The sequence below is a fragment of the Pseudoalteromonas sp. SR45-1 genome (genome assembly GCF_014163655.1).
In the GTDB taxonomy this organism is placed as follows: domain Bacteria; phylum Pseudomonadota; class Gammaproteobacteria; order Enterobacterales; family Alteromonadaceae; genus Pseudoalteromonas; species Pseudoalteromonas distincta.
Genome location: NZ_JACJDR010000015.1, coordinates 94,918 through 118,150, shown reverse-complemented (window position 1 = coordinate 118,150; position 23,233 = coordinate 94,918). Strand labels below are relative to the sequence as shown.

20 protein-coding genes are annotated in these 23,233 nt (G+C 39.0%); 4 read left to right on the top strand and 16 right to left on the bottom strand.

Annotated elements, in window-relative coordinates:
• Positions 1-116 precede the first annotated feature (116 nt).
• On the bottom strand, positions 117-1,694 hold the full coding sequence (gene gshA, locus H5089_RS15440; protein WP_182695839.1) for a glutamate--cysteine ligase: 1,578 nt from the start codon (positions 1,692-1,694) through the stop codon (positions 117-119).
• 588 nt (positions 1,695-2,282) lie between these two features.
• Between gshA and H5089_RS15435 the strand changes: the two genes are divergently transcribed.
• The gene (locus H5089_RS15435; RefSeq protein WP_182712594.1) at positions 2,283-3,830 is read left to right on the top strand and encodes a methyl-accepting chemotaxis protein; all 1,548 of its coding nucleotides are present in this window, start codon (positions 2,283-2,285) and stop codon (positions 3,828-3,830) included.
• 52 nt (positions 3,831-3,882) lie between these two features.
• On the opposite strand, the gene clpB is transcribed toward H5089_RS15435, so the two are convergent.
• From clpB to rluD, 3 genes are all read right to left on the bottom strand, one after another.
• Positions 3,883-6,459 carry an ATP-dependent chaperone ClpB gene (gene clpB / locus H5089_RS15430; RefSeq protein WP_182712593.1) on the bottom strand — a complete coding sequence of 859 codons (2,577 nt, stop codon included), beginning with the start codon at positions 6,457-6,459 and terminating at the stop codon, positions 3,883-3,885.
• A 96-nt stretch (positions 6,460-6,555) separates the two neighbouring features.
• The gene (gene pgeF, locus H5089_RS15425; RefSeq protein ID WP_182712592.1) at positions 6,556-7,287 is read right to left on the bottom strand and encodes a peptidoglycan editing factor PgeF; all 732 of its coding nucleotides are present in this window, start codon (positions 7,285-7,287) and stop codon (positions 6,556-6,558) included.
• The gene (gene rluD / locus H5089_RS15420; protein ID WP_149594281.1) at positions 7,287-8,264 is read right to left on the bottom strand and encodes a 23S rRNA pseudouridine(1911/1915/1917) synthase RluD; all 978 of its coding nucleotides are present in this window, start codon (positions 8,262-8,264) and stop codon (positions 7,287-7,289) included. Before rluD ends, pgeF begins: the two co-directional genes overlap by 1 nt.
• 141 nt (positions 8,265-8,405) lie before the next feature.
• Here rluD and H5089_RS15415 point away from each other — a divergent pair, with 141 nt between their 5' ends.
• Positions 8,406-9,170: an outer membrane protein assembly factor BamD gene (locus tag H5089_RS15415; RefSeq protein ID WP_002962210.1), complete on the top strand. Its 765-nt coding sequence runs from the start codon at positions 8,406-8,408 to the stop codon at positions 9,168-9,170.
• Positions 9,171-9,220: 50 nt separating this feature from the next.
• On the opposite strand, the gene glnB is transcribed toward H5089_RS15415, so the two are convergent.
• The gene (gene glnB / locus H5089_RS15410) at positions 9,221-9,559 is read right to left on the bottom strand and encodes a nitrogen regulatory protein P-II (protein ID WP_002962211.1); all 339 of its coding nucleotides are present in this window, start codon (positions 9,557-9,559) and stop codon (positions 9,221-9,223) included.
• A 160-nt stretch (positions 9,560-9,719) separates the two neighbouring features.
• Between glnB and H5089_RS15405 the strand changes: the two genes are divergently transcribed.
• Together H5089_RS15405 and H5089_RS15400 are read left to right on the top strand one after the other, a co-directional pair.
• Positions 9,720-10,283: a GspH/FimT family pseudopilin gene (locus tag H5089_RS15405; RefSeq protein WP_165723617.1), complete on the top strand. Its 564-nt coding sequence runs from the start codon at positions 9,720-9,722 to the stop codon at positions 10,281-10,283.
• A gap of 79 nt (positions 10,284-10,362) precedes the next feature.
• The gene (locus H5089_RS15400; RefSeq protein WP_024596577.1) at positions 10,363-10,893 is read left to right on the top strand and encodes a GspH/FimT family pseudopilin; all 531 of its coding nucleotides are present in this window, start codon (positions 10,363-10,365) and stop codon (positions 10,891-10,893) included.
• A 6-nt stretch (positions 10,894-10,899) separates the two neighbouring features.
• On the opposite strand, the gene H5089_RS15395 is transcribed toward H5089_RS15400, so the two are convergent.
• The 11 genes from H5089_RS15395 to ileS form a co-directional block, all read right to left on the bottom strand.
• Positions 10,900-11,316 (bottom strand): type IV pilin protein, encoded by a 417-nt coding sequence (locus H5089_RS15395; protein WP_182712591.1) that lies wholly within the window; start codon positions 11,314-11,316, stop codon positions 10,900-10,902.
• A gap of 9 nt (positions 11,317-11,325) precedes the next feature.
• Positions 11,326-14,544: a PilC/PilY family type IV pilus protein gene (locus tag H5089_RS15390; RefSeq protein ID WP_182712590.1), complete on the bottom strand. Its 3,219-nt coding sequence runs from the start codon at positions 14,542-14,544 to the stop codon at positions 11,326-11,328.
• A 1-nt stretch (position 14,545) separates the two neighbouring features.
• Positions 14,546-15,049, bottom strand: coding sequence for a pilus assembly protein PilX (locus H5089_RS15385; RefSeq protein WP_165723619.1), 504 nt, complete (start codon positions 15,047-15,049; stop codon positions 14,546-14,548).
• Complete coding sequence (locus H5089_RS15380; protein WP_182712589.1) at positions 15,037-16,014, bottom strand: PilW family protein; 978 nt, start codon at positions 16,012-16,014, stop codon at positions 15,037-15,039. Before H5089_RS15380 ends, H5089_RS15385 begins: the two co-directional genes overlap by 13 nt.
• Position 16,015: 1 nt before the next feature.
• Positions 16,016-16,576: a type IV pilus modification protein PilV gene (pilV, locus tag H5089_RS15375; RefSeq protein WP_182712588.1), complete on the bottom strand. Its 561-nt coding sequence runs from the start codon at positions 16,574-16,576 to the stop codon at positions 16,016-16,018.
• Between the two features lie 185 nt (positions 16,577-16,761).
• A complete protein-coding gene (locus H5089_RS15370; protein WP_149603008.1) occupies positions 16,762-17,463 on the bottom strand; it encodes a LytTR family DNA-binding domain-containing protein in 702 nt (233 codons plus the stop codon).
• Positions 17,460-18,494 carry a sensor histidine kinase gene (locus tag H5089_RS15365; protein WP_182696010.1) on the bottom strand — a complete coding sequence of 345 codons (1,035 nt, stop codon included), beginning with the start codon at positions 18,492-18,494 and terminating at the stop codon, positions 17,460-17,462. Before H5089_RS15365 ends, H5089_RS15370 begins: the two co-directional genes overlap by 4 nt.
• 29 nt (positions 18,495-18,523) lie before the next feature.
• Positions 18,524-19,453, bottom strand: a complete 930-nt coding sequence (ispH, locus tag H5089_RS15360; protein ID WP_002958232.1) for a 4-hydroxy-3-methylbut-2-enyl diphosphate reductase — start codon at positions 19,451-19,453, stop codon at positions 18,524-18,526.
• Entirely contained in the window at positions 19,453-19,893 is a 441-nt protein-coding gene (gene fkpB, locus H5089_RS15355) for an FKBP-type peptidyl-prolyl cis-trans isomerase (RefSeq protein WP_002958231.1), read from the bottom strand. The genes ispH and fkpB overlap by 1 nt, the downstream gene beginning before the upstream one ends.
• Positions 19,890-20,390, bottom strand: a complete 501-nt coding sequence (gene lspA, locus H5089_RS15350; protein WP_182712587.1) for a signal peptidase II — start codon at positions 20,388-20,390, stop codon at positions 19,890-19,892. The genes fkpB and lspA overlap by 4 nt, the downstream gene beginning before the upstream one ends.
• A 12-nt stretch (positions 20,391-20,402) precedes the next feature.
• Positions 20,403-23,231, bottom strand: coding sequence for an isoleucine--tRNA ligase (gene ileS, locus H5089_RS15345; protein ID WP_182712586.1), 2,829 nt, complete (start codon positions 23,229-23,231; stop codon positions 20,403-20,405).
• Positions 23,232-23,233 lie beyond the last annotated feature (2 nt).

Sequence of the window (23,233 nt, the reverse complement as noted above, 5' to 3'; positions counted from 1 at the left end):
AGTGTGGGTCTGACTCAATGAATGCAGCAGTACAGCATTAGTTCATCCCTGAATATATATTTACGCAGCCTACTTAGGCTGCGTTTTTTTTGCTTAAATTTTACTAAGTATTAAAATTATTTACCGCCAAAATACGCATCTAAAAAGGCGGTAAATGACTGAGTATCTGCTTGCTCAATTGCAGTTTGTGCTTCGTTAGACTCTACAACTTGTTGTTCCAGCCAAGGCTTTAAAAACTCACTGTAATCAGTGTCTGCGTGGCTTTGTTTGTATTTATTAGCCAGTGCTAGTGCAAAGTGACCGTTGTCTAAACCAGACTCTTTTAATTGCGACACGTAACGTCCAGAATAAGTAAGCTCTGGATTATGCACCCACGTTGCCATGCGCTTTATAGTATCGGAGTAATAATTAACACCATAAGCATTATCCATCCATTTAGCGACATCAGTGAGCTGTGCAAATATTTCATCGCCCCACGACTGAAGACTACGCTGTGTGTTATTAAAGTTAAGCATTAGCCCTTCTTCTCGACCTTGATTGACTACTGTGTCGAGGTTTTCAGTACTGCGTGCTTGTTCTTTCCAATCCATTGGAGCTGAATCTTTTAATAAACAATACGTTAAAAACACATCTAAAAAGTGAATTTGCTCAATATCAATACCAACTTCGCTAAACGGATTAACGTCTAATGCGCGAATTTCTACGTATTCAATGCCTGCTCGAAGCAGTGCATCTGTTGGCGTTTCGCCACTTTTAGCATTACGCTTAGGACGAATTGGCGAGTAAAATTCGTTTTCAATCTGCAGAATATTTTTATTTAACTGCTTAGGGTTTTCACTCTTGTAGTCATCAAGATCACCATAAATTTCTGATGGTGTGTTGATTGCTTTTTTAAGGCCTGCTACATATTCATCTAACGAGTTATACATTACGCGTAGTGACGACTGAGCGCTATTTGTATAACCTAAATTGCCTAAACGCAGTGCCGTACCAACTTCTAAGTAAAGTGTACCTTTACCTAGTTTTTTAAATGGTAAATCGGTTTTTCGACCTTGTAAAAATGAGTTACACAATGCTGGCGATGCACCAAACATGTAACTTATTAGCCATAGTTCGCGTTTAAAGTTACGAATAAGTGCTAAATAACCTTCTGAAATAAAATCTTGAAGGCTAGCATTGCTTTTTTGTAACGAATGAAGCGATTGCCAAAGCGTATCTGGGAATGAAATATTAAAGTGAACACCTGCAATTGCTTGCATCATACTTCCGTAACGATTTTTTAACCCTTCACGGTATAGTGTTTTCATTTGACCAGTATTTGAACTACCAAATTGAGCTAAAACAATATCATCTTGGTGTTCAATAAAGCATGGCATACTAATAGGCCAAAGCAGTTCATCGTCCATTTTTTCTAGAGTGAACTTTTGAAGATCTTTTAATTGCTTAAGAGTTTGCGTTGACGACTCACTAACTGGAGTAATAAATTCAAGTAAAGATTCAGAAAAATCAGTTGTGATATGGCCATTAGTTAATGCACTGCCCACCCCTTTTGGATGGCCTTTAGGTGATATAGCACCATTCTCTTGTATTCTTAGCGACTCTCGCTCTATGCCACGTTTAATGCCTTTAACTGCATGTTGGTGCTCATTTACTGATAACGCTTCAAGTGCGTTAGCTAAATCATGTGTTGTCAAAAAATCTTTCCTCGGGCCACGTGGCTTAATCATAAGGTTATGGGGACTAATTACTTAGACTCAAGATTAATACCAATTTTTATTGAAAATATGATCATTGTATCGCATTAAATAGCGCATTCACTGCGTTGAAAATTACTCATATAGAACAACTACATGTCATAATTTTCGCCTTGCTATTGTGCTATTTTCTTAGCGCTATAATAGATCACTTATTTAATGCAACTGGTATAAATTGCTAAGAACTATATAACTTTCAAATTTAATAATTATTTCCCCACTTTATACATGCGCTTAATATGACCAACATCATTATATTAAGTCGTAATATTGCCATTGCTATGTGCATTATACAAATGCTTTAAATACGTATTTAACTATAAATCAAATAAGTAAAATATCAGCTTAAAGTAATAGACCGGAACTTATGCAAAATCAGTTCAATTTAGCTGTCCGGTATTTAAACTTGATCTAGATCAATAAATACAATTATTTGTCTTATGAGCATAGAAGGAAGGACGCTATTTTTTGCTTTGTAGGGTGTAAGCAATATAATGACTGCAACAATAAAGGATGATAATAAATACAATGCACAATGATAAAAGCTTAAAAAATGAAGAAGTATACTTTGATGAATCACAAGAGCTGGTTTCCACTACTGATCTTAAAGGTGTAATAACATACGTCAATCAAGCGTTTTGTGCTGTAGCAGGATATAGCGCACAAGAGCTTATCGGTCAGCATCATAATATTGTTCGCCACCCTGATATGCCAAAAGCAGCCTTTAAAGAAATGTGGGCAACATTAAAACAAGAACACTCGTGGCGCGGTATGGTTAAAAACCGCTGTAAAGATGGCCGCTATTACTGGGTAGATGCCTTTGTAACCCCCATTTTTGAACATGGCCGACTTGTTGGTTATCAATCTGTAAGAACCAAAGCAAACTCTCAACTTAAGCAACGTGCACAAACACTTTACAACAAAATAAATACCAACAAGTCATTATTTAAACTACGAGAACACACCACAATAAGACAAAGCCTTACTTTTATAAGCCTATTATTTTGGCTGATTTTTATTGCTGTTGCGGCATCAATCACCATTGCTGCAATTAGCCTATTTATTTGTGCTTTAGTTATTGTGCTAAATTATGACGAACTCATTGTTACCCCTAAAATATTACGCGAACAAAAAGCAAAAGCCGATTCAATCTCTCGTTATATTTACAGCGGCCATACACCGCACAGTGTAAGTGATTATAGAGAGCAAATGCTAAGTGCAAAATTGCGCACCGTCCTTGGCCGTATGAAAGACTCAACATTAAGCTTTAATGGCATCGCAACTGATTTAGACAAACAATCAACACTCACCGAAAAAGGGATTTCTTCTCAAGGTGAGCGTTTAGAACAAATTGCATCAGCGATGACTCAAATGAGTTCTACCATTGGTGAAATATCAGTAAATACCGCTCAAACAGCGGATAAAGTGAATAACACCCATCAAAGTTGCTCAGAGATAAAAGACCACATTGCTGATAATAGTAAAATGGTATCTGACTTAGCTTCTCAAGTAGAACAAGCAGCAAATACAGCCACCAGCTTAGCCTCTGAAGCAGATAAAATTGGTAAGGTAATGAGTGAAATAGAGGGAATTGCCGATCAAACTAACTTACTTGCTCTTAATGCAGCGATTGAAGCAGCTAGAGCGGGAGAACATGGTCGAGGCTTTGCTGTAGTCGCCGATGAGGTAAGGACTCTTTCGTCACGCACTCAAAATGCTACGACACAAATCCATAGTTCTATTAAAGAAATACAAGACACTTTATTTAGCTGGTCCAAAGTAATGCAAAGCACTAAAGCACAAGCCGATAACTGTGTTTTGACAACCGATAAAACCCAAGTTGAATTAGAGGATATTTTTATCCAAATCAGTGAAATATCTCACTTGGCAATACAAATATCATCCGCTGCAGAAGAGCAACAAATGGTTAGTAACGAGATTAGTAATAATGTTTCGCAAATTAAAGACTTTGGCGATAACAACTTAAGTTTAAGCTTTAATGTGGCAAAAGGTGCAGCTGAGCTTGTTGAAGGCTCACGTAGAGTGAATGATTTATTACTAACCTTTAAAGTTTAACAAACATAAAAAAGCCGCTATTTTAGCGGCTTTAGAGTTTAATTATTTACAATCAGCGTTTGGTAAATACCAAAGAGTCGTCATTTGCATCAATAACAATCACGCTACCTGGTATGTAGTCCCCATTAAGTAGCTTTTGTGCTAGCGGATTTTCAATCGTTTGCTGAATAGCACGCTTAAGCGGGCGTGCACCGTACACAGGATCAAACCCACTTGCTGCAATTCGCTCAAGTGCAGCATCGCTTATTTCAAGCAGATACCCCATCTCTGTTAAACGCTCACGTAATTTCATTAACTGAATATCGGCTATTTCTTTTATATGCTCGTTTGCTAACGGGTGGAATACAACAGTCTCGTCAATACGGTTAATAAACTCAGGTCTAAACTCATTAATCAATACTTCCATTACTTTAGCTTTAAGGGTCGTATAGTCATTATTCCCCGCTTGTTCTTGGATAATATCTGAGCCTAAATTTGATGTCATGATAATAACAGTATTTTTAAAATCAACGGTTCTACCTTGTCCGTCAGTTAATCGGCCATCATCTAACACTTGCAGTAAAATGTTAAACACATCTGGGTGTGCTTTTTCTATTTCATCAAGCAATATAACTGAGTAAGGTTTACGACGAACAGCTTCTGTTAAATAACCGCCCTCTTCATAACCCACATAACCTGGAGGTGCGCCCACTAGGCGTGCAACTGAGTGCTTTTCCATAAACTCAGACATGTCGATACGTACCATGGCATCTTCGGTATCAAACATAAAACCTGCCAGTGCTTTTGTAAGCTCGGTTTTACCCACACCTGTTGGACCTAAAAACAAGAAAGAACCAATTGGGCGATTAGGATCTGCAAGTCCTGCACGTGAGCGTCGTATTGCGTTAGCAACAGCAACGACCGCTTCATCTTGCCCTATTACTTTACTGTGTAACTTATCTTCCATTTGCAGCAGCTTTTCACGCTCACCTTGTAGCATTCTTGCAACAGGAATACCTGTCCAGCGAGATAAAATTTCAGCAATTTCATCCTCACCTACTTGGTTCTTAAGCAGAGTCATTTCATGCATTTCAGCTTGTGAGGCTAAATCAAGTTTTCGTTCAAGCTCTGGAATTCGCCCATATTGCAGCTCTGACATACGCTGTAAATCACTTGCTCTTCGCGCTACATCTAAATCTAATCTTGCTTGTTCAAGTTCGGCTTTAATTACTTGTGTACCTTGAAGCGATGCTTTTTCAGCATTCCAAATTTCGTCTAGTTCACGATATTGTCCATCAAGGTCGGTGATCAACTCTTGCATTTCAGTGCGACGTTTTTGACTCGCCTCATCTTTTTCTTTAGCAAGTGCATTATCTTCTAATTTTAATTGGATAATACGACGTTCAAGCTTATCTAACGACTCTGGTTTTGAATCAATTTGTAATCGAATCGAAGACCCCGCTTCGTCAATTAAATCAATTGCTTTATCTGGTAACTGACGATCGCTAATGTAGCGGTGAGATAACTGCGCCGCAGCAACTATCGCGGGATCCGTTATTTCTACTGAATGATGCAGCTCATACCGCTCTTTTAAGCCACGTAATATTGCAATGGTATCTTCAACAGATGGCTCTTCAATAAGTACCTTTTGGAATCGACGCTCAAGAGCTGCGTCTTTTTCTATATATTTACGGTATTCATCAAGCGTGGTTGCGCCAACACAGTGTAATTCACCGCGTGCTAAAGCAGGTTTTAGCATATTGCCCGCATCCATTGCGCCATCACTTTTGCCTGCACCCACAATAGTATGTATTTCATCAATAAATAAAATAACTTGGCCTTCTTCTTTAGCCAATTCGTTTAGCACTGATTTTAAACGCTCTTCAAATTCACCGCGATATTTAGCGCCCGCAACTAGTGCTCCTAAATCAAGCGATAAAACACGTTTGTTTTTTAATCCTTCGGGTACTTCACCATTAATAATACGCTGTGCTAAACCTTCTGCTATTGCTGTTTTACCAACACCTGGTTCACCGATTAATACAGGGTTATTTTTAGTGCGCCGTTGTAGTACTTGAATCGTGCGGCGAATTTCGTCATCACGACCAATAACAGGGTCAAGCTTACCTTGCTCTGCTCGCTCAGTTAGATCAATCGTGTACTTTTCAAGCGCTTGACGTGTTTCTTCGGCATTTGGGTCATCAACTTTTTGACCGCCGCGAATCGCTTTAATTGCAGTTTCAATTTTAGTCGAGGTAATATTTAACGATCTGAATATATCGCCAAGTGGACCTTTATCGTCGCATGCTGCCAGTACAAACAATTCACTTGAAATGTATTTGTCTTTGCGTTTTTGCGCATACTTGTCACATAGGTTAATAAGTGAAGCCATATTATTTGATAGCTGCACGTCGCCACCTACGCCTTCTACTTTAAATAGTTTTTCTATTTCTTGAGAAAGCTTGGTGTTAAGTTCATCTGCGCTGACCCCCGTTTGGGCAAATAACGCGCGCACACTGGAGCCGCTTTGCTGCAGTAATGAATACATTAAATGTACGGGTTCAATAAATTGATGGTCGCGGCCAAGGGCTAGCGATTGCGCATCAGAAAGCGCAGATTGAAATTTACTTGTAAATCTATCTAAACGCATGGTGTTACCTATTAAATAATCTAATTGCTTAATTAATGGGTATGTTTAGGTGTTTGTTCAAGGTGTAGAGAGAAATATAATAGCTAAAGGTGCTAATTACTTGCGCCAGATCAAACTTGCCATACGTCCGGTTTGTCCATCCCGTCGATAAGAAAAAAATAAGTCACTTTGAGAGACTGTACAATAGTCGCCGCCTGTAATCTTTTTAACGCCTTGCTGGGTAAGTAAAGTACGCGCAATGCCATAAATATCAGCAAGATATTTGCCATTAGCTTGTGGTGTAAATGCTTGAATAAATGAAGAAGACCTTTTTTGAAATAACTCAAACACTTCAGCGCCAACCTCAAATTGAGTTGGCCCAATTGCAGGCCCTAGCCAAGCATTTATATTTTCATACTTTGAGCTAAAACATTCTAAAGTATTTTTAATAATTCCCTGCTCAAGCCCTCGCCAGCCGCCATGTATAGCTGCAACTTCCTTTTCATCATCACTCACTAATAAAATAGGCAAGCAATCGGCGGTCATGATAGCCAAAGGCTGATTTAATAACTGAGTATAAAGCGCATCAGCATTGTGTAACTTATTAGAGTCAAAATGTTCATCAACAATAACAACCTCAGAGCTATGAACTTGATTTAGCCACACGGCAGATTTAGGTAAGTGTTTGGTTAATAGTGAGCGGTTTTTTGATACATGATCTTGATTATCTCCAACATGGTATCCCAAATTGAAACTTTCAAATGGGGTTTTTGAAACACCACCTCCACAAGTAGTACTTAACGTTCCTACTTTATGAAGGTTTTGCCATGTCGCTGACAATAAGTGCATTATCTATCGATATCAGGATTAGCTTTAGTATCTTCACGTAGTGCATGTGTCATAGCAACCATATCGTCAGGGATAGGAGCTTGCCATGTCATCATTTCACCCGTGATTGGATGCGCAATACTTAATTTTACGGCATGTAGTGCTTGGCGTCTAAAGCTACGAAGTAACTCAAATAACTCAGGTGTTGCACCTTTAGGTGGACGCGGACGGCCGCCATAAGATTGATCGCCAATTAGCGGATGATTTAAATGTGCCATATGCACACGAATTTGGTGAGTACGACCTGTTTCTAAACGCAAACGTAAACGAGTATGAGCACGGAACTTTTCAGCAACACGGTAATGCGTAATTGCCGGCTTACCCATTTCATGTACGGCCATATGCGTACGCTGCGTAGGATGGCGGCCAATTGCTTTTTCAACCATACCACCAGCAGTCATGGTGCCATTACACAGTGCTTCATATTCACGAGTGAAATTTTCGCGCTTTTGTAGTGCTTTCACTAAATGCGTTTGGGCCTGAATCGTTTTAGCTACAACCATTAAACCGGTCGTGTCTTTATCTAAACGATGTACAATACCTGCGCGTGGCACGTTAATTATTTCAGGGTAGTAATGTAGCAATGCGTTTAGCACTGTTCCATTAGGGTTACCCGCACCTGGGTGAACCACTAGGCCCATTGGTTTATTAATTACCAAAATATCATCGTCTTCATAAACAATGTTTAATTTGATATCTTGTGCTTCGTATTCGCGTGGTGCTTCAATTGTTGTTTCAACACTTACAACTTCACCACCTAGTAGCTTTTCGCGTGGAGTGTTGAAAATTTCACCGTCTACAGTGATTTTATCATCCAAAATCCACGTTTTTATACGAGAACGTGAATAATCAGGGAACAATTGTGCTAATACTTGGTCTAGACGTTTACCACCTAATTCGGTTGGAACGTCGGCTTGAAGAGAAATTTGCTCTGACATTAGTAACTTTACCCAATTTACCAGTGCAAGCTTTGCTCGACTGGGTTAGAATCGCTTTTAATAAAAGCATAATATAATACGCATAGTTTACTCGGTTTTACCGACTTGGCCTAGCCGAAGACATCGAAGGTAACAAATAAAATGATAAATAAAATAGGGAAACGTGCATTTGCCATTGTTTTTTCAGTTTCTGTACTTAGTTTAGGCGCTTGTTCGTCTGCTCCAGACCAAGAAGACATTCAACGTGTACCGAATAAGTCTGCACACGCTTTATATGAAGATGCAAAAGAAACGCTAGATTCTGGTTTATATGCTCGTGCAATTGAACTTTTGAGTGCTATAGACTCTCGCTACCCATTTGGCCCATTCTCTAAGCAAGTACAAATGGACTTAGTCTATGCACATTATCAATCAGGTAATACTGAACAAGCACTTGCAACCATTGACCGCTTTATTCGCTTAAACCCAAATCATAAAGATTTAGACTACATGTATTACATGCGTGGTTTAGTAAATATTAAAGCAGATAAAAATGCGTTCCAAGAGTACTTTGGTGTAGATAGAGCCGACCGTGATGCTAACCGTACTCGTGTTGCATTTACAGATTTATCGACATTAGTAAAACGTTTTCCAAAAAGTGATTACGCGCCTGAAGCTAAGCGTCGTTTAGTGTGGCTTTTAAACCGCATGGCACGTTATGAATTAAAAGTAGCAACTTACTATTACGAACGTGAAGCTTATTTAGCTGCTGCTAATAGAGGTAAGTTTGTTGTTGAGCATTATTCACAAAGCAGTTACTTAGATCCCGCGCTTGAAATGATGGAGAAAAGTTACGACCAATTAGGTTTAACTGAGCTTAGTGAGCACGCAAAGCAAACACGAAAACTAAATAAAAGAACTAAATAAATAAAAAAGGCGCTTACTAAAGCGCCTTTTAACTACATAGAAAAACAAGCTTAAATCGCTTCTTCATCTTCCTCTGCAGTACGAATACGTATTACACGCTCAACATCTGTGACAAATATTTTACCATCACCGATTTTTCCTGTTTGCGCCGTTTTTACAATAACTTCAATTGCACGGTCTACATCTTCATCAGTCAATACAATATCAAGTTTTACTTTAGGTAAAAAATCGACCATATACTCTGCGCCACGATATAGCTCAGTGTGACCTTTTTGACGCCCAAAGCCTTTAACTTCGCTTACCGTCATCCCCGTAATACCCACATCTGACAACGCTTCACGCACATCGTCTAACTTAAAAGGTTTGATAATTGCTTCTATTTTTTTCATATTAATTACTTTTGAAAGCTTCAGTTGCCTCGATTTTAGACAATCATAGTGTTCATAGCAAACAAAGCAATTGAATTACGGTGATAAAACAACCGATCGTGGTATAATTTATTATATAAAAATAGCTATACTTAAATGACTAGCAGTAAATGAGATTAATATGAAAAACAAACAAAACGGGTTCACCCTTTTAGAACTCATGGTAACCGTTGCTATCGTTGGCATTATTGCATCAATTGCGATTTGGAATAGCAGCGATATGCTAGAAGAAAATAGAGCTGAGAATTTTTTGTTGGAATTAAAAAGAAATATTAGCTACGCCCGTGCTCAAGCTGCAAGTACGGATGAAATTGTTATCATATGCCCTGCTCCTATAAGTAAAGTTGAGATTAATAGATACTTTAAATGTCAAAGCTCATGGGGGGAGGATTCAATCATAACTCTCTTTGTAGATACTAATAATAACGGAATATATAACTGGAAAGAAGATACTATTTTACGCACCATGGAGCAGATAAATAGTATAGACAAGGTTAAATTTACTGGTGATAGTAGCCTTCGCTTTAATACTAGTGGGCGCATTACAACAAACCTAAACACCAGCGGTAACTTTGCTGGCTTTGTATACTGCCCTAATAATGACAATGAAAACAATAAAGCGCTGAATGTATCAGTATCTGGCACTGCTTTCTACCTTGGTGACACCACTGAAAAGTGCGATTAAAAAACGTACAATTATATCTTGTCATATTTGTATCATTTACTAGACTGAGTTAATCATTTATTAACTCAGGTCTTCAAGGATGAGATTATCAATATCAAAAAGTAAGGGAGTAACACTTCTCGAATTAATGGTATCTATGGCTGTTGTCAGTATTATCAGCCAATTATCTATGTGGTTTTACCCAGATTTTTTAGCTAAAAACCGCTTAGATAACCACGTAAACCTCCTACACCGAAATATAAATTATGGCCGTTTATATGCCATTGAAAATACTACTTACGTCACGCTTTGTGCACTAAAAGACAGTCAATGTACAAAGGACGAGTGGAATGGCCAAATGTCACTCTTTATCGACAAAGATAAATCAACCTCGTTAGATGATGATGAACTACTCTTAAGTACTTTTGAGGAGATCCATGAAGCTGACAGTCTTAAATACCCTCGCAGCGCAATTACGTTTCGTCCTGATGGTTCTTTGAATGGTTTTCAAAATGGTACTTTTATATATTGCCCCAACAGCAATAAGGCCAACCTCGAGGGGTTGGCCTTATCAGTAAGTCAAACTGGCAGAATACGTATTAAATCAACTGATAAGTGCCAGAAGAAGTAATCTAGGCTATCGACCCCAGCAATAACCAACATCGGTGTCACCTTTAGACCCTTTTGCACCTTTGAGACCAATATCAGTGATTGAAAGCTCTTTACAATCAGTATCTCCTTTTACAGCACCGTCTATAGGCTTAGCTGTAATAGTGAAGGTATTACTATCGACTACGCTGATAGATAGTTCAAAGTGACCATTTTCGGTTTTACTTTGTAGCCCTAAGTCAGTAAAGGATTGCGTATACTCACGATTATCTACAAAATATTGCTCCTCTTTGTTTGCAGCATCTAACAATGCTGCAGCAGCTTCAGCGCGCGAAGCACGCTTTACATATTCTGTATAATTGGGCAATGCAATTGAGGCAAGTATGCCTACAATTGCAACCGCTATCATCAGCTCAATTAAGGTAAACCCATGTTGTTTCTTCATTTAATTTCCTTAATTATTAACTTCGTCATTTTCTTCACGTTTATAGATATATGTTTGTTGAGTTTTAAAGCCAAACCCTACAGCATTGTCATTAACCAATACAACTTTACCATCAACAATTGTTAAGCCAGGGCCCTTTATCTCAACAGGCTTCATTGGGTTTTCAGCATTTTCACCTTTGATACCCGGCCCAATTAGATAAAACTGACTTTCTTGTGTTACGTCAACTGTTGGGTTGTCATCACACTTACCATCTCCATTACCATCTACGCATGAAGGGCCTTCGCCAAAGTATAACTGAGGTGTATCTGGTACATCATAGCTGGTTGTAAATTTAAGGTCGTCATACACTTTAGTACCGTAATGTAAGTGAAATGCGTATAAAGAACCACCACCACCACTTAGTGAACATTGGTTTTCAGTCGATGTATCTGATGCAGGTGTGAAACTTGTAAAATAAGCAACACCTCCAACAACTGTAGCAGCAGCTAGTGATTTTTCACCCGTTCCTAACTCATATCTCCAACCATTAAATTTAGCCAAGTCGACTTCTAAGTCAACAAAATCATTAACGTCATCTAGAGCATTACCAAATGGGTCTGAATTCATTTGCATCAAATCAGCAGGTACAATAGTATCCGGTGCATTCGTTTTATATGATTTAGTAACTGTATTTTCATCTCTGATCATGAACAGTTGATCTTTTTCATTGGTACCGGTTGGTTTTGAGCGGTTACCACTACCAATAACTATTGCATCATACGGCGTATCTAAGCGTGTTATAACGGTACTACCACCAACCGTTGTCTCGCTTACTTTACTATAAATGGTTCGTGCAACGAGTGGTTTGTAAAAAAAGCGTCTGTCCTCAGTTGCTTTATTACTGCCAAGCTCAGCTAATTTAAAGTGACTAAATTCACTAGTACTAGTGCCTGGCATATCTATACGCCAAATATCTCCACCAGTATCTGCCGCATAAATTCGGTCTATATATCCATCATAATCTGAGTCAAGCGTGGTAATATCTGCAGCAATACTATGCTTACCTTTAAAGCCATTAATATCGGGTGTTAATGCCCATACTCTTTTACCTGTTTCTGCTTCAACAATGTAAATACCTCGCCCTGTACTATCTTCACTTTTAATCACCGCATCTTTGTTTGTATCGTACCCAGCACCAAAAATTAATAAAGGCTTGTCACCAAATGCTTTAATGTAGGCTATTTGCGGTTTTGACCATGTTTGCGCAAGCTCTTTAAAATCACCTTTTCCGCCTTCTATTGGTGCGCTCCATAGTTTTTTAGGCTGATCGGGATTTGTTATATCCAGTGCGTAGTAGTTTTTACCACCTCGACGCATTCCTGCAAAAGCCCATACTTCATCATCACCACTCGCATCAATAATCCCGTCGTTTAAACCATCGCTATTTAAGTTTTTATTATTAAAATAAACGCTGATTGGACCATCCATACCATATTTTTTACCCGTTTCTTTGTTGCGCAGCGGTTGAATAATGCTGTACAGATCTGAGGGTATAAATGCCCAGCTTTCAGATACTTCATTATTTGTATCATCGTCTTTAAACATATGCAAAAAACCAGCATTGGTACCAATAAGAATACGAATATCATCATTACCGTAATCAAGCGCAACAGGCTTTGAATGCAGAGGATCACCAAAAATATCATCTCTTTGATCCGTGGTATCGTTATCGTTATCTTCATCATCAACATCAATACCCATAGCCCATTTAATATCTGAACTAGATAAGCTAATTGGGTTATTAGTTATTAAATCAAGAATGTCACTAACAATCGATGTAGTAAATCGTACTATATCGCCTTGTTTATCTGTATATAGTGTTCTTCGTTCTTCTGCGTTGGTTCCTGTTAAGGTACTTAGTTGATAATTAACGCCACCTTGTGCTACTAAGTTCCCATCTGCTGACTTACCATCAGGAAGCCAAAATGTTTTTGCATCAGTGTCTATCAAACCATTAGAATCAAGCGCTACATTGCCTGTTGAATCAACTATGTTACTACCCGATACCTTTAACTTTTTTAAGTTACCGCCCCAGCGGGTATTTGTCTCTGGGTAAAACATTGCAAAATAAATAGCATCTCGACTACGGGTTTGATCTACGTTGTTACTAGCAACGGACGGCGATGAAAAGCTATCATTTACTTCACGAATACGAGAAATTGCACTGTTTAATGATTCAGAAAGCTCATCTGGCGTACTTGCGGGCAAGTTTTCACCACCACCTAAAGAAGCGGCCCTACGTAAAAGCTCTTGTCCACTCGCGCTCATACCAGAGCCAAAACCGATAGTATATAAACGGCCTGTTTCATGAATATCGGGAGTCGACGGGTATAAATCAACAGTAGTATCACTTGTACCATGAATAATTTTAGCCATTTGGTGTAGGTAACTACTGTAGTAACTATCCGTATTCCAGTTTAATCCTTCCCCAAAGTACTTCTCATGCTCTGCACTAATTTGGCTGTCACTATCATTATCACCAGATGGGTCGCCATCGGTCATATAAATGATATTTATCGAGTTGTCGCAGCGCTTAGCCTCAGCGGTGCTATCTGCAAAGGGCGATATGTAAGTATACTCATAATTATTTGTAGTTACATTTTCACACTCATAACTCCAGCGACCTCTATTTCTAACCCAACCACATTCAAGCTGTGTAAACTCACTTCCAGTTCTTAACTCGACACTCGTATCACGTTCAAGAATTGTGGCCTCTAAGCCATATTGAACTTTTTGCCCTGTAATATATAAATAAGCTTCCCAAAGGGTTTCTGTCAAAGGAGTACCGCCAGCAGCAGGTAAAGCAGCAAGTGAATTTCGTATAATTGTAGAATCTTTACCAACTCCATTAACTATATAACCACCGTCTGTGGCTTTAAAGCGCATTAAACCAAAGTCGATAGTATCTTCGTTATCGGTAATAACTTTATTCATCGCAAACTGTGCTGCAGCTAATCGACTATCAGAACATAAAACCCAACCTCCACTCGAATATTGCCCACAATTACTACCTGTACTTGATGAAAAGGCCATGCTCCCTGATGTATCAAAAATCAGTAATACTCGAGGTTTTTCTTCAACATCCACATCATGATTAACATAAAGCTCTATATCTTCAGCATAAACTGACGCACTTATTGTTAAGCCAAGTAAAGAGGCTAGCACTTTGTTTAATTTAAATTTCATCTTAAATCCCCTTACTTACGCTAGCCATTTCTTGTGCTACACCTGTAACAATGGTTAGTTCATGCTTACTTTTAGAGCCATATTCTATCGTAGTGGCGACCTGTAACATATTGCACGATATACCTGCAGTAAAATTAAAGCGTCGAGGACACTCTAGGTCAAGCGCACCTTTGTTTAGATTAACCATTTTGCTTTGCATACCATCATGTGTTGCGATCACCATGCCTTCTTTATCAGAGGCTGCAATCGAAGTGACTTCATCTGGACTCAAAAAAAACTGATTATTCGCACCTTTATTTGCTTCATCAGAAATCATGCGCTGTACTTCGCCAATAAGTTCATTTTCGGCCACTTCACGCTCTTGCGCTGCATTGGTAATTTTAATATCAATACTACTACTGCTCATAAGAGTCACCGCTATACCCGTCACTGCAATTACCATTATTAGAGCAGTGATCAGTACTACACCCTGCTGCTTTTTCTGTGATTGTTTTAAATACGCCATAAATTTGATCCAACATTATTTAATCGAATAGTCGTGGTAAACACTGTGCGTCTGAAACTATCTGTGAATTTCAATTCACGCTTGTTTTCATCTTCACCTAATATGTAAGTTTGGTTTTTAATTTTAACCCCAGGGTCTGGCTCCAATGCGCGTATTAATAAAAATACCTGTACTGTTAAAATACCCTTTCGATTTTCCCAATCAGTGTGCTCCATACTTTTAATACTTCGGTATGTATCTACACGATTGTCGCTGTTTGTATCGAGACCAAAAACAAACCGCATGTTTTCGACACCTTCCATAATAGTTTCTGTGGTGATATTTCCACCAACTAAGCGCTTTCTCATTAATGCAGGTACAGTTAGGTTCTTGTTATTTACTTTATATGTTTGCTCTGAAATATAATAAACATGATGGCTATACGGCCAAATAGAGGCATTAACAGAACTTCCTGTAATTTCACCTCGCTTGAATTGAGCTCTCTCTTGCTCCGCTATGAAATAGTTTTCACTCGTTTGAGTCTCAGCTTCAGTTAATTGATCACCTTGTAAAAACTTTAACTGAATAATATCGGTACCTTTTACTGGACTCGTTACGCAGTTTAGTTCTTTTGAAGCATCTGCAACCTTCGCATAAATAGTTCTAAAGTTACTCGCAGTTGCCAAATCAGGAAAACTACCGTTATTTAGTCCTTCGAAACAGTCATTTAGCGGGTTTGATAATGCTTCTGTGTTTACCGAAGTAAAAGAATCATCATAATAAGTGCCCCAAAAGCCAATTTGCTCAATATCACGTTGCATTATGTTAATTGCAAGGCGTCCTGATTCTTGAAGTTCACCAATAGTCATCGTATCTTTAGTGGTTACTTTCATACCTATATAGGTAAACATAACGCCGCCTAAAATTAACCCACCAATAAATAATGAAATCATCATTTCTACAAGTGTAAAACCTTTTTGCTTCATGTTAGCTCCTAAGGTAAATATAACTAGTTAAAACAACTAAACGGCGCTTTTTATCAGCCGTTCCACACTTTATAGCGCCAGTAGCATCATTTGCATTAAACTCTTGACGCCCTTGCCAAGATACAACGACCTCTAAATTAAATGCTTTACCACCTGTACCTGCAACTGCAGTAGCCGCAATACATACAGTTGCGTCATCTAAAGAGCCTGTGTTTTCCCTTGCTTTTATAGCTCTTTTCCATTGCTCAAGGTCTAGGGCTGCAACTTGCGCTGCGCTACAAGTGCTTGTAAAACACGTCTGTGAGGTTTTAGTTAAGGCTTCGCTATTAAATGTTTGGGTATATAGGCTAGCTATTTGCGGGGTATCGTTAGCACGGATACGCTGCACAATATCATTACCAAGTGCAACTGCAGCAGCACGCTGCATAGAATCAAAACTTGCTTGCTTTGCTTTTGCTTGCAAAGCAACTGCGCCTAAAAGGCCAAAACTAAGAATAATAAATGCAATTAGCACTTCAATCAGAGTGAAGCCTCTTTGCACTTTTACGTGAGGTGATTGCATAATAAAACCAAATAAAAATTATCTGATTTTAAGTTTATGTTATTTATTTGAGGAATCAATGAGGACTAAGACAAGCGGTTATATTTGTTGATAAACGGTTAATTAAACCTGTTTATTCAATAACACCGTTGATAATTAAGACTCAAATGTATTTAAATCAAGGGGAGGTTAATTGCAAGGTAAGCCTAAAGCGAATTTTTTACTAATTTAAGCTCACGGCGGCTCACTGGCAATAACTCACTGCACCCTTGTAGCTCAATCATATGATTGCCATTCGCTTTTGAATGCAAAGCAATTACTTTTTGTTTATTAACCAATGTATTGCGATGAATTCGCAAAATATGTGTAGGATATTGTAACTCTAATTGTTTTAGACTTTGTTCAAGTAAAGCTTCTCCACCACAGAATATCATTTTGGTATACTTTTCTTCGGCACTAAAATACAAAACATCATTTATATCAACACTGCGTAGAGTACCAGCTAGCTGATAAGAGATTTTTGCATTTTGTTGTTTTTGAATATGTACTTTATTTAAGCGCCCAACTTGCTTAAGCACCTTTTGCAATGATTGCTCTGAAATAGGTTTAACTAAATAGCCTGCAGCGCTTAATTGTAAAGCATCGAAGGCATGCTCAGGGTGAGCAGTTATAAAAACAATAGCAGGAGGTAGAGTTAAACTATTGAGCTCATTAGCAACTTGTAAACCATTCATACCAGGCATATCAACATCTAAAAAAATCAAATCCGGCGTTTGCTTTTTAGCCAGTACTAGGGCTTCATTACCATTACTTGCCTCGCCTTGTACAACTATGCTTTTATCATGTGCCAACAAACGAATTAAGCGCGATCTCGCAAGAGGTTCATCATCAACAATGAGTACGTTCATACACTGCCCTCAATTAACTTAGGGATCACAACCTTGACCCTAAACACATCATTTTTATTAGTAATTGTTAGCTGCGCTTTATTTTTATAATAAATATTTAATCGCTGGCGAATATTTTCAAGCGCCATGCCGTTATTAGGCCTAGTTTGAGCATTAGAAATTGTTATTGGGTTAGAAACAATCATGGTTATATAGCCGGTAGTAATATGTAGCTCTACTTTTATTTCTGCACCATGCTCACTTGTTTCAACACCGTGGCATACTGCATTTTCAATTAATGGCTGCAGTGTTAAACAAGGAATACTCAATGCAGGTAGTTCATTGGGTATTTGCCAATCAACGCTTAAGCGATTACCGAAACGCCATGTTTCAAGTGCTATATATTGCTTACTCAGCGTTATTTCATCGTCAAGAGATACATTTTTTCCTGAGTGCATTGCAGCCTGCGATAAGGCGGCTAATGCTAAAATAGCCTGCTCTGCCGCATCGGCATCATGATGAGTAAGCTCTGCAGCAGTGTTTAAACTATTATATAAAAAATGAGGACGTATTCTAGCTTGCAAGGCATCAAGCTCAGCTCGAGAAAGCGCTTTAGTTTGCTGCTCTTTCTCAAAATGAATTAATAAAAATTGGACGAATAAAGCCGCCAGCAAAGCCACTATAATGCAATTGCGAAGTGTGAAATAAATTAAGTTATCTGTATCATCTATATCAAAAGCAAAATGGGAAAATAAAATACTAAAAATGCATGTAGATAATAAAAAAAAGATAAAAAACAAACTTAATTGAAAAGTTTGAGTGCGCGTTTGTAAGAAAAATCTACAAAAGTATAAAGAAGAGGTACCGACTAAAACAATTAAATGTAAAAATAAACTAATGATCCCAAGTCGAAGCCAAATATCGCCTTCTACATTGGGTGCAAAGGCTAAAACAATAGCAATAACTTGAGAAACGATAAGCGAAGCTAATACGCCTCGCTCATTAAAAAGAGCCGAAAAAAGCAAACCATCATTTTTTAGTGACTTGCTCATAACGACTCTCCTATAATCTAAATTTTAAATTAACGTAGCTCTACAGGAACAGCAAATACAATATTCTCTTCTTCGCCTGGGTTTTCAACAACCTGCGTACCACCAAGATCTTTTAATCGGCTTATAACTTGTTGTACAAGCACTTCTGGCGCAGATGCACCCGCAGTTACACCCACTGATTTAGAACCTGAAACCCACTGCTCTTGCACATCAGTTGCGTCATCAATTAAATAAGCAACAGTGCCCATTTTATCTGCAAGTTCACGTAAGCGATTAGAGTTAGAGCTGTTTTTAGCGCCAACAACTAATAGCACATCAACTTTGTCAGCTAAGTCACGAACAGCATCCTGACGATTTTGCGTTGCATAACAAATATCATCTTTACGAGGTCCGTCAATTGATGGAAACTTATTGCGTAGTGCATCAATAACATCAGCAGTATCATCAACTGATAAAGTCGTTTGACTACAGTAAAAAAGATTTTCAGCATTTTTTACATTAAGCGCAACAACATCATCAACGGTTTCAACAAGATAAATACCACCGTCTGAGTTATCATATTGTCCCATTGTTCCCTCTACTTCAGGGTGACCATGATGTCCAATTAAAATACACTCAATACCTTTGCGACTCGCACGTGTAACTTCCATATGCACTTTAGTTACAAGCGGACACGTTGCATCAAATACTTTTAAATCACGACGTTTAGCCTCGCTGCGAACCGCTTGCGATACGCCATGTGCGCTAAAAATAACAATACTGTCGTCAGGTACTTGATCAAGTTCTTCAACGAATACCGCACCACGGCTTTTTAGTCCATCAACCACATAGCGGTTATGTACTACTTCGTGGCGAACATAAATTGGCTTTTCAAAAATATCTAAAGCGCGCTCAACAATACTAATAGCACGGTCAACACCAGCGCAAAAGCCGCGAGGATTAGCTAGTAATATTTCCATTAACCTTCCACCTCAATAATATCAACTTCAAAGGTTAAACGCTGGCCAGATAAAGGGTGATTAAAATCAATCGTTACCGACTCACCTTGCACTTCGCGAACTAAACCAGGAAGCTCAGTGCCATCAGGTTGAGTAAACGCAATAATTGCACCTACCTTAGCTGGTGTTTCTGGACCAAACTTACTACGGTCAACGTAGTAAATATTATCTGGGTTTGGTTGACCAAAAGCATCTTCAGGTTCTAATTCAAACGTTTTACTTTCGCCTGCAGTTAAACCTAATAAACACTTTTCGAAGTTTGCCGTTAAGCTGCCATCACCCATTGTTAATTTAGCAGGTTTGTTGTGCACCTTGGTAGAATCAGCGGCAGAGCCATCTTCTAATTTAATAGAAAAATGGAAAATAACTTGCGAGTTTTCACCAATTACAGCTTGGCTCATGCTTTATGCTCCTTTGGACTCTCGCCGGTGAAGGCATCAAATAACAATAATGCTGCGCCAATACAAATAGCGCAATCGGCAATATTGAATACAGGAAAATGTGAGTCTTTATAAAAAACGTGAATAAAGTCGATTACATAACCATACGCAATACGATCGTATAAATTACCAATAGCGCCAGCAAGTACCAATGCATAAGCACCGCATAGTACTTTATTTGTAGCAGGTAAGCGTTTTAGCCACCATACAAGCAAAGCACTAATAGCAACGGCAATTGTACTTAAAAACCAACGCTGCCAACCACCCGCTTCACTTAAAAAGCTATAAGCAGCACCATAGTTATGTACATAAGTAATACTAAAAACAGGGAGTAAGTTTATAGACTCTTGATAAGCCATAGTCCCTACAACAAGTGTTTTACTGGCAAAGTCTATTACTAAAAGTAATAGACTCAACCAAAGCCACACTAAACCACTTTTTTGGGCTAGTTTGCTCACTAAGAATAACTCCTAAGCGAATTGACGCTTTTCACCTTCGCCGTCAACATTACTTACACAACGACCACAAATTTCAGGATGAGCAGGCTCAACGCCTACATCTTCGCTGTAATGCCAACAACGCTCACATTTAGCAGCATCTGTTGCAGCAACGCTAATGAACAAACCTTCAATCTCGGTAGCTTGTGTATCTACAGGCTGGCTATCAACTTCAGTAACATTCACGGCTGATGTTAACAATACAAAACGCAGTTCATCACCAAGCGCGTTTAATTTAGCGGCAAGCTCTTTACCCGTAAATAAATTCACCGTTGCTTGAAGTGTTGCACCAATGACTTCTTCTTTACGTGCAGCTTCTAATAAGCGGTTTACTTCGTCACGTACAGTTAAAATCTCTAACCAATCATCGTTACTAAATTGGCTATTTGTTGGTGCTTGTAAGCCATCATACCAAACTGATGTAAATACGTAGTCACTACGCTCACCCGGTAACGCTTCCCAAATTTCTTGTGCGGTAAAGCTCATAATAGGTGCCATCCAACGCGTCATTGCTTCTGCAATATGATAAAGCGCAGTTTGACAAGAACGACGTGCATGGCTATCACTCTTAGCTGTATATTGACGATCTTTAATAACATCTAAATAGAACGAGCCAAGCTCACCCGTACAGAAGTTCATTAGCTTTTGAGTTACTAATAGCATTTGGTAGCTGTCGTATGCGGCTAAAATCTCGTCTTGCAACTGAGCTGCGCGACCAACAATCCACTTATCAAGCTCAACCATATCATCAACAGCTACTTGATCTGTTTCTGGGTTAAAACCATTTAGGTTAGCAAGCAAGTAACGGCTGGTGTTACGAATACGGCGGTAACGATCGGCTGAGCGTTTAAATATTTCATCCGACACAGTCATTTCTGCCGTGTAATCGGTAGAAGCCACCCACAAACGTAGAATGTCAGCACCTAGTTTATTCATCACATTTTGTGGTGAAATAACATTACCTAGTGACTTAGACATTTTGCGGCCGTTTTCATCAACAGTAAAACCATGAGTCAATACTTGGCGGTATGGCGCATGACCATTAATAGCAACAGATGTCATCATTGATGACATAAACCAACCACGGTGCTGATCAGAACCTTCAAGGTATAAGTCAGCTGGACCAACCAGGTCTTCACGTGCATCTACTACACAAGCGTGTGACACACCTGAGTCAAACCATACATCTAGCGTATCTTGCACTTTCATGTATTGCTTGGCGTCTTCTTCACCAAGTAAAGTAGCTGGTTCTAAATCGTACCATGCTTGTATACCAGACTTTTCAACAAGCTCTGCTGCTTGAGCAATTAACTCTTGTGTATTTGGGTGAAGTGCACCGGTGTCTTTATCAACGAACAATGCAATAGGAACGCCCCAAGTACGCTGGCGAGAAATACACCAATCTGGGCGGCTTTCAACCATGTTAGAAATACGGCTTTCACCCCACTCTGGTAACCACTGCGTGTTTTTAATCTCAGCAAGAGAATCTTGACGTAAGTTAGCCTGATCCATACTTACAAACCACTGGGGTGTAGCACGGAAAATGATTGGTGTTTTGTGGCGCCAACAATGTGGGTAACTATGCGTAAGCGCATGGTGATGCATAAGCGCACCACGCTCTTTTAATACTTCAATTACGCTCGCATTTGCCTTAAATACGTGCTGACCTGCAAAAAGTTCGGTATCTGGTAAATAAACACCATTTGCACCAACAGGGTTAGCCACTTCAAGGTTGTAATTTAAACCAGCCACGAAATCTTCTTGACCATGGCCTGGGGCGGTATGTACAACACCAGTACCTGAATCAGTAGTTACGTGTTCTGCAACAATCACTGGTACATTAAAATCATAAAAAGGATGGGCTACTTGCAAGTTTTCAAGCGCTGCACCTTTTACATACCCTAGTACGTGAAAGTGATTAAAACCAAAACGGTCAATAGCATCTTTAACAAGCTCAGAACCTAAAATTAGACGTTGTTGTACGCCTTCATCTTCAACCTGTACTAACGCATACTCTAAATCGGCATGCACAGCCACAGCGCGGTTTGCAGGAAGCGTCCACGGTGTTGTTGTCCAAATAACAGTACCAACACTGCCTTCACCTTTATGACCATCAGCCAGATCAAAGGCACTAACAACAGCATCTTGATCAACAAATGTAAAACGCACATCTATTGCTGGAGACTGCTTATCTTGGTATTCAACTTCTGCTTCTGCTAATGCAGAGCCACAGTCTGTACACCAATGCACAGGCTTTGCGCCTTTATGCAAATGACCTTTTTCAATAATACGACCAAGCACACGAATTGCATTCGCTTCAAAGTCAAAGTTCATTGTTAAATATGGCTTATCCCAATCTGCAAATACGCCTAAACGTTTAAAATCAACTTTTTGACCTTCAACTTGTTTTTTAGCGTATGCACGGCATTTTTCACGAAACTCACTCGCAGTAACTTTTACACCCGGCTTGCCTACTTTTTTCTCAACCATTAACTCGATTGGTAAACCATGACAATCCCAACCTGGAACTAATGGTGAATCAAAGTCAGATAATGTTTTAGACTTAACAATAATATCTTTTAATATTTTATTAACTGAGTGGCCTAAATGGATATCGCCATTTGCATACGGAGGGCCGTCATGCAAAATAAAGGTTTTTTTACCTTTCTTAGCGCTGCGAATTTGACCATAAAGGTCGTCCTCATACCATGCTTTAAGCATTTTTGGTTCACGTTGTGCCAAATTGCCACGCATTGGAAACGGTGTTTCCGGTAAGTTCAAAGTATGTTTATAGTCGCTCATTT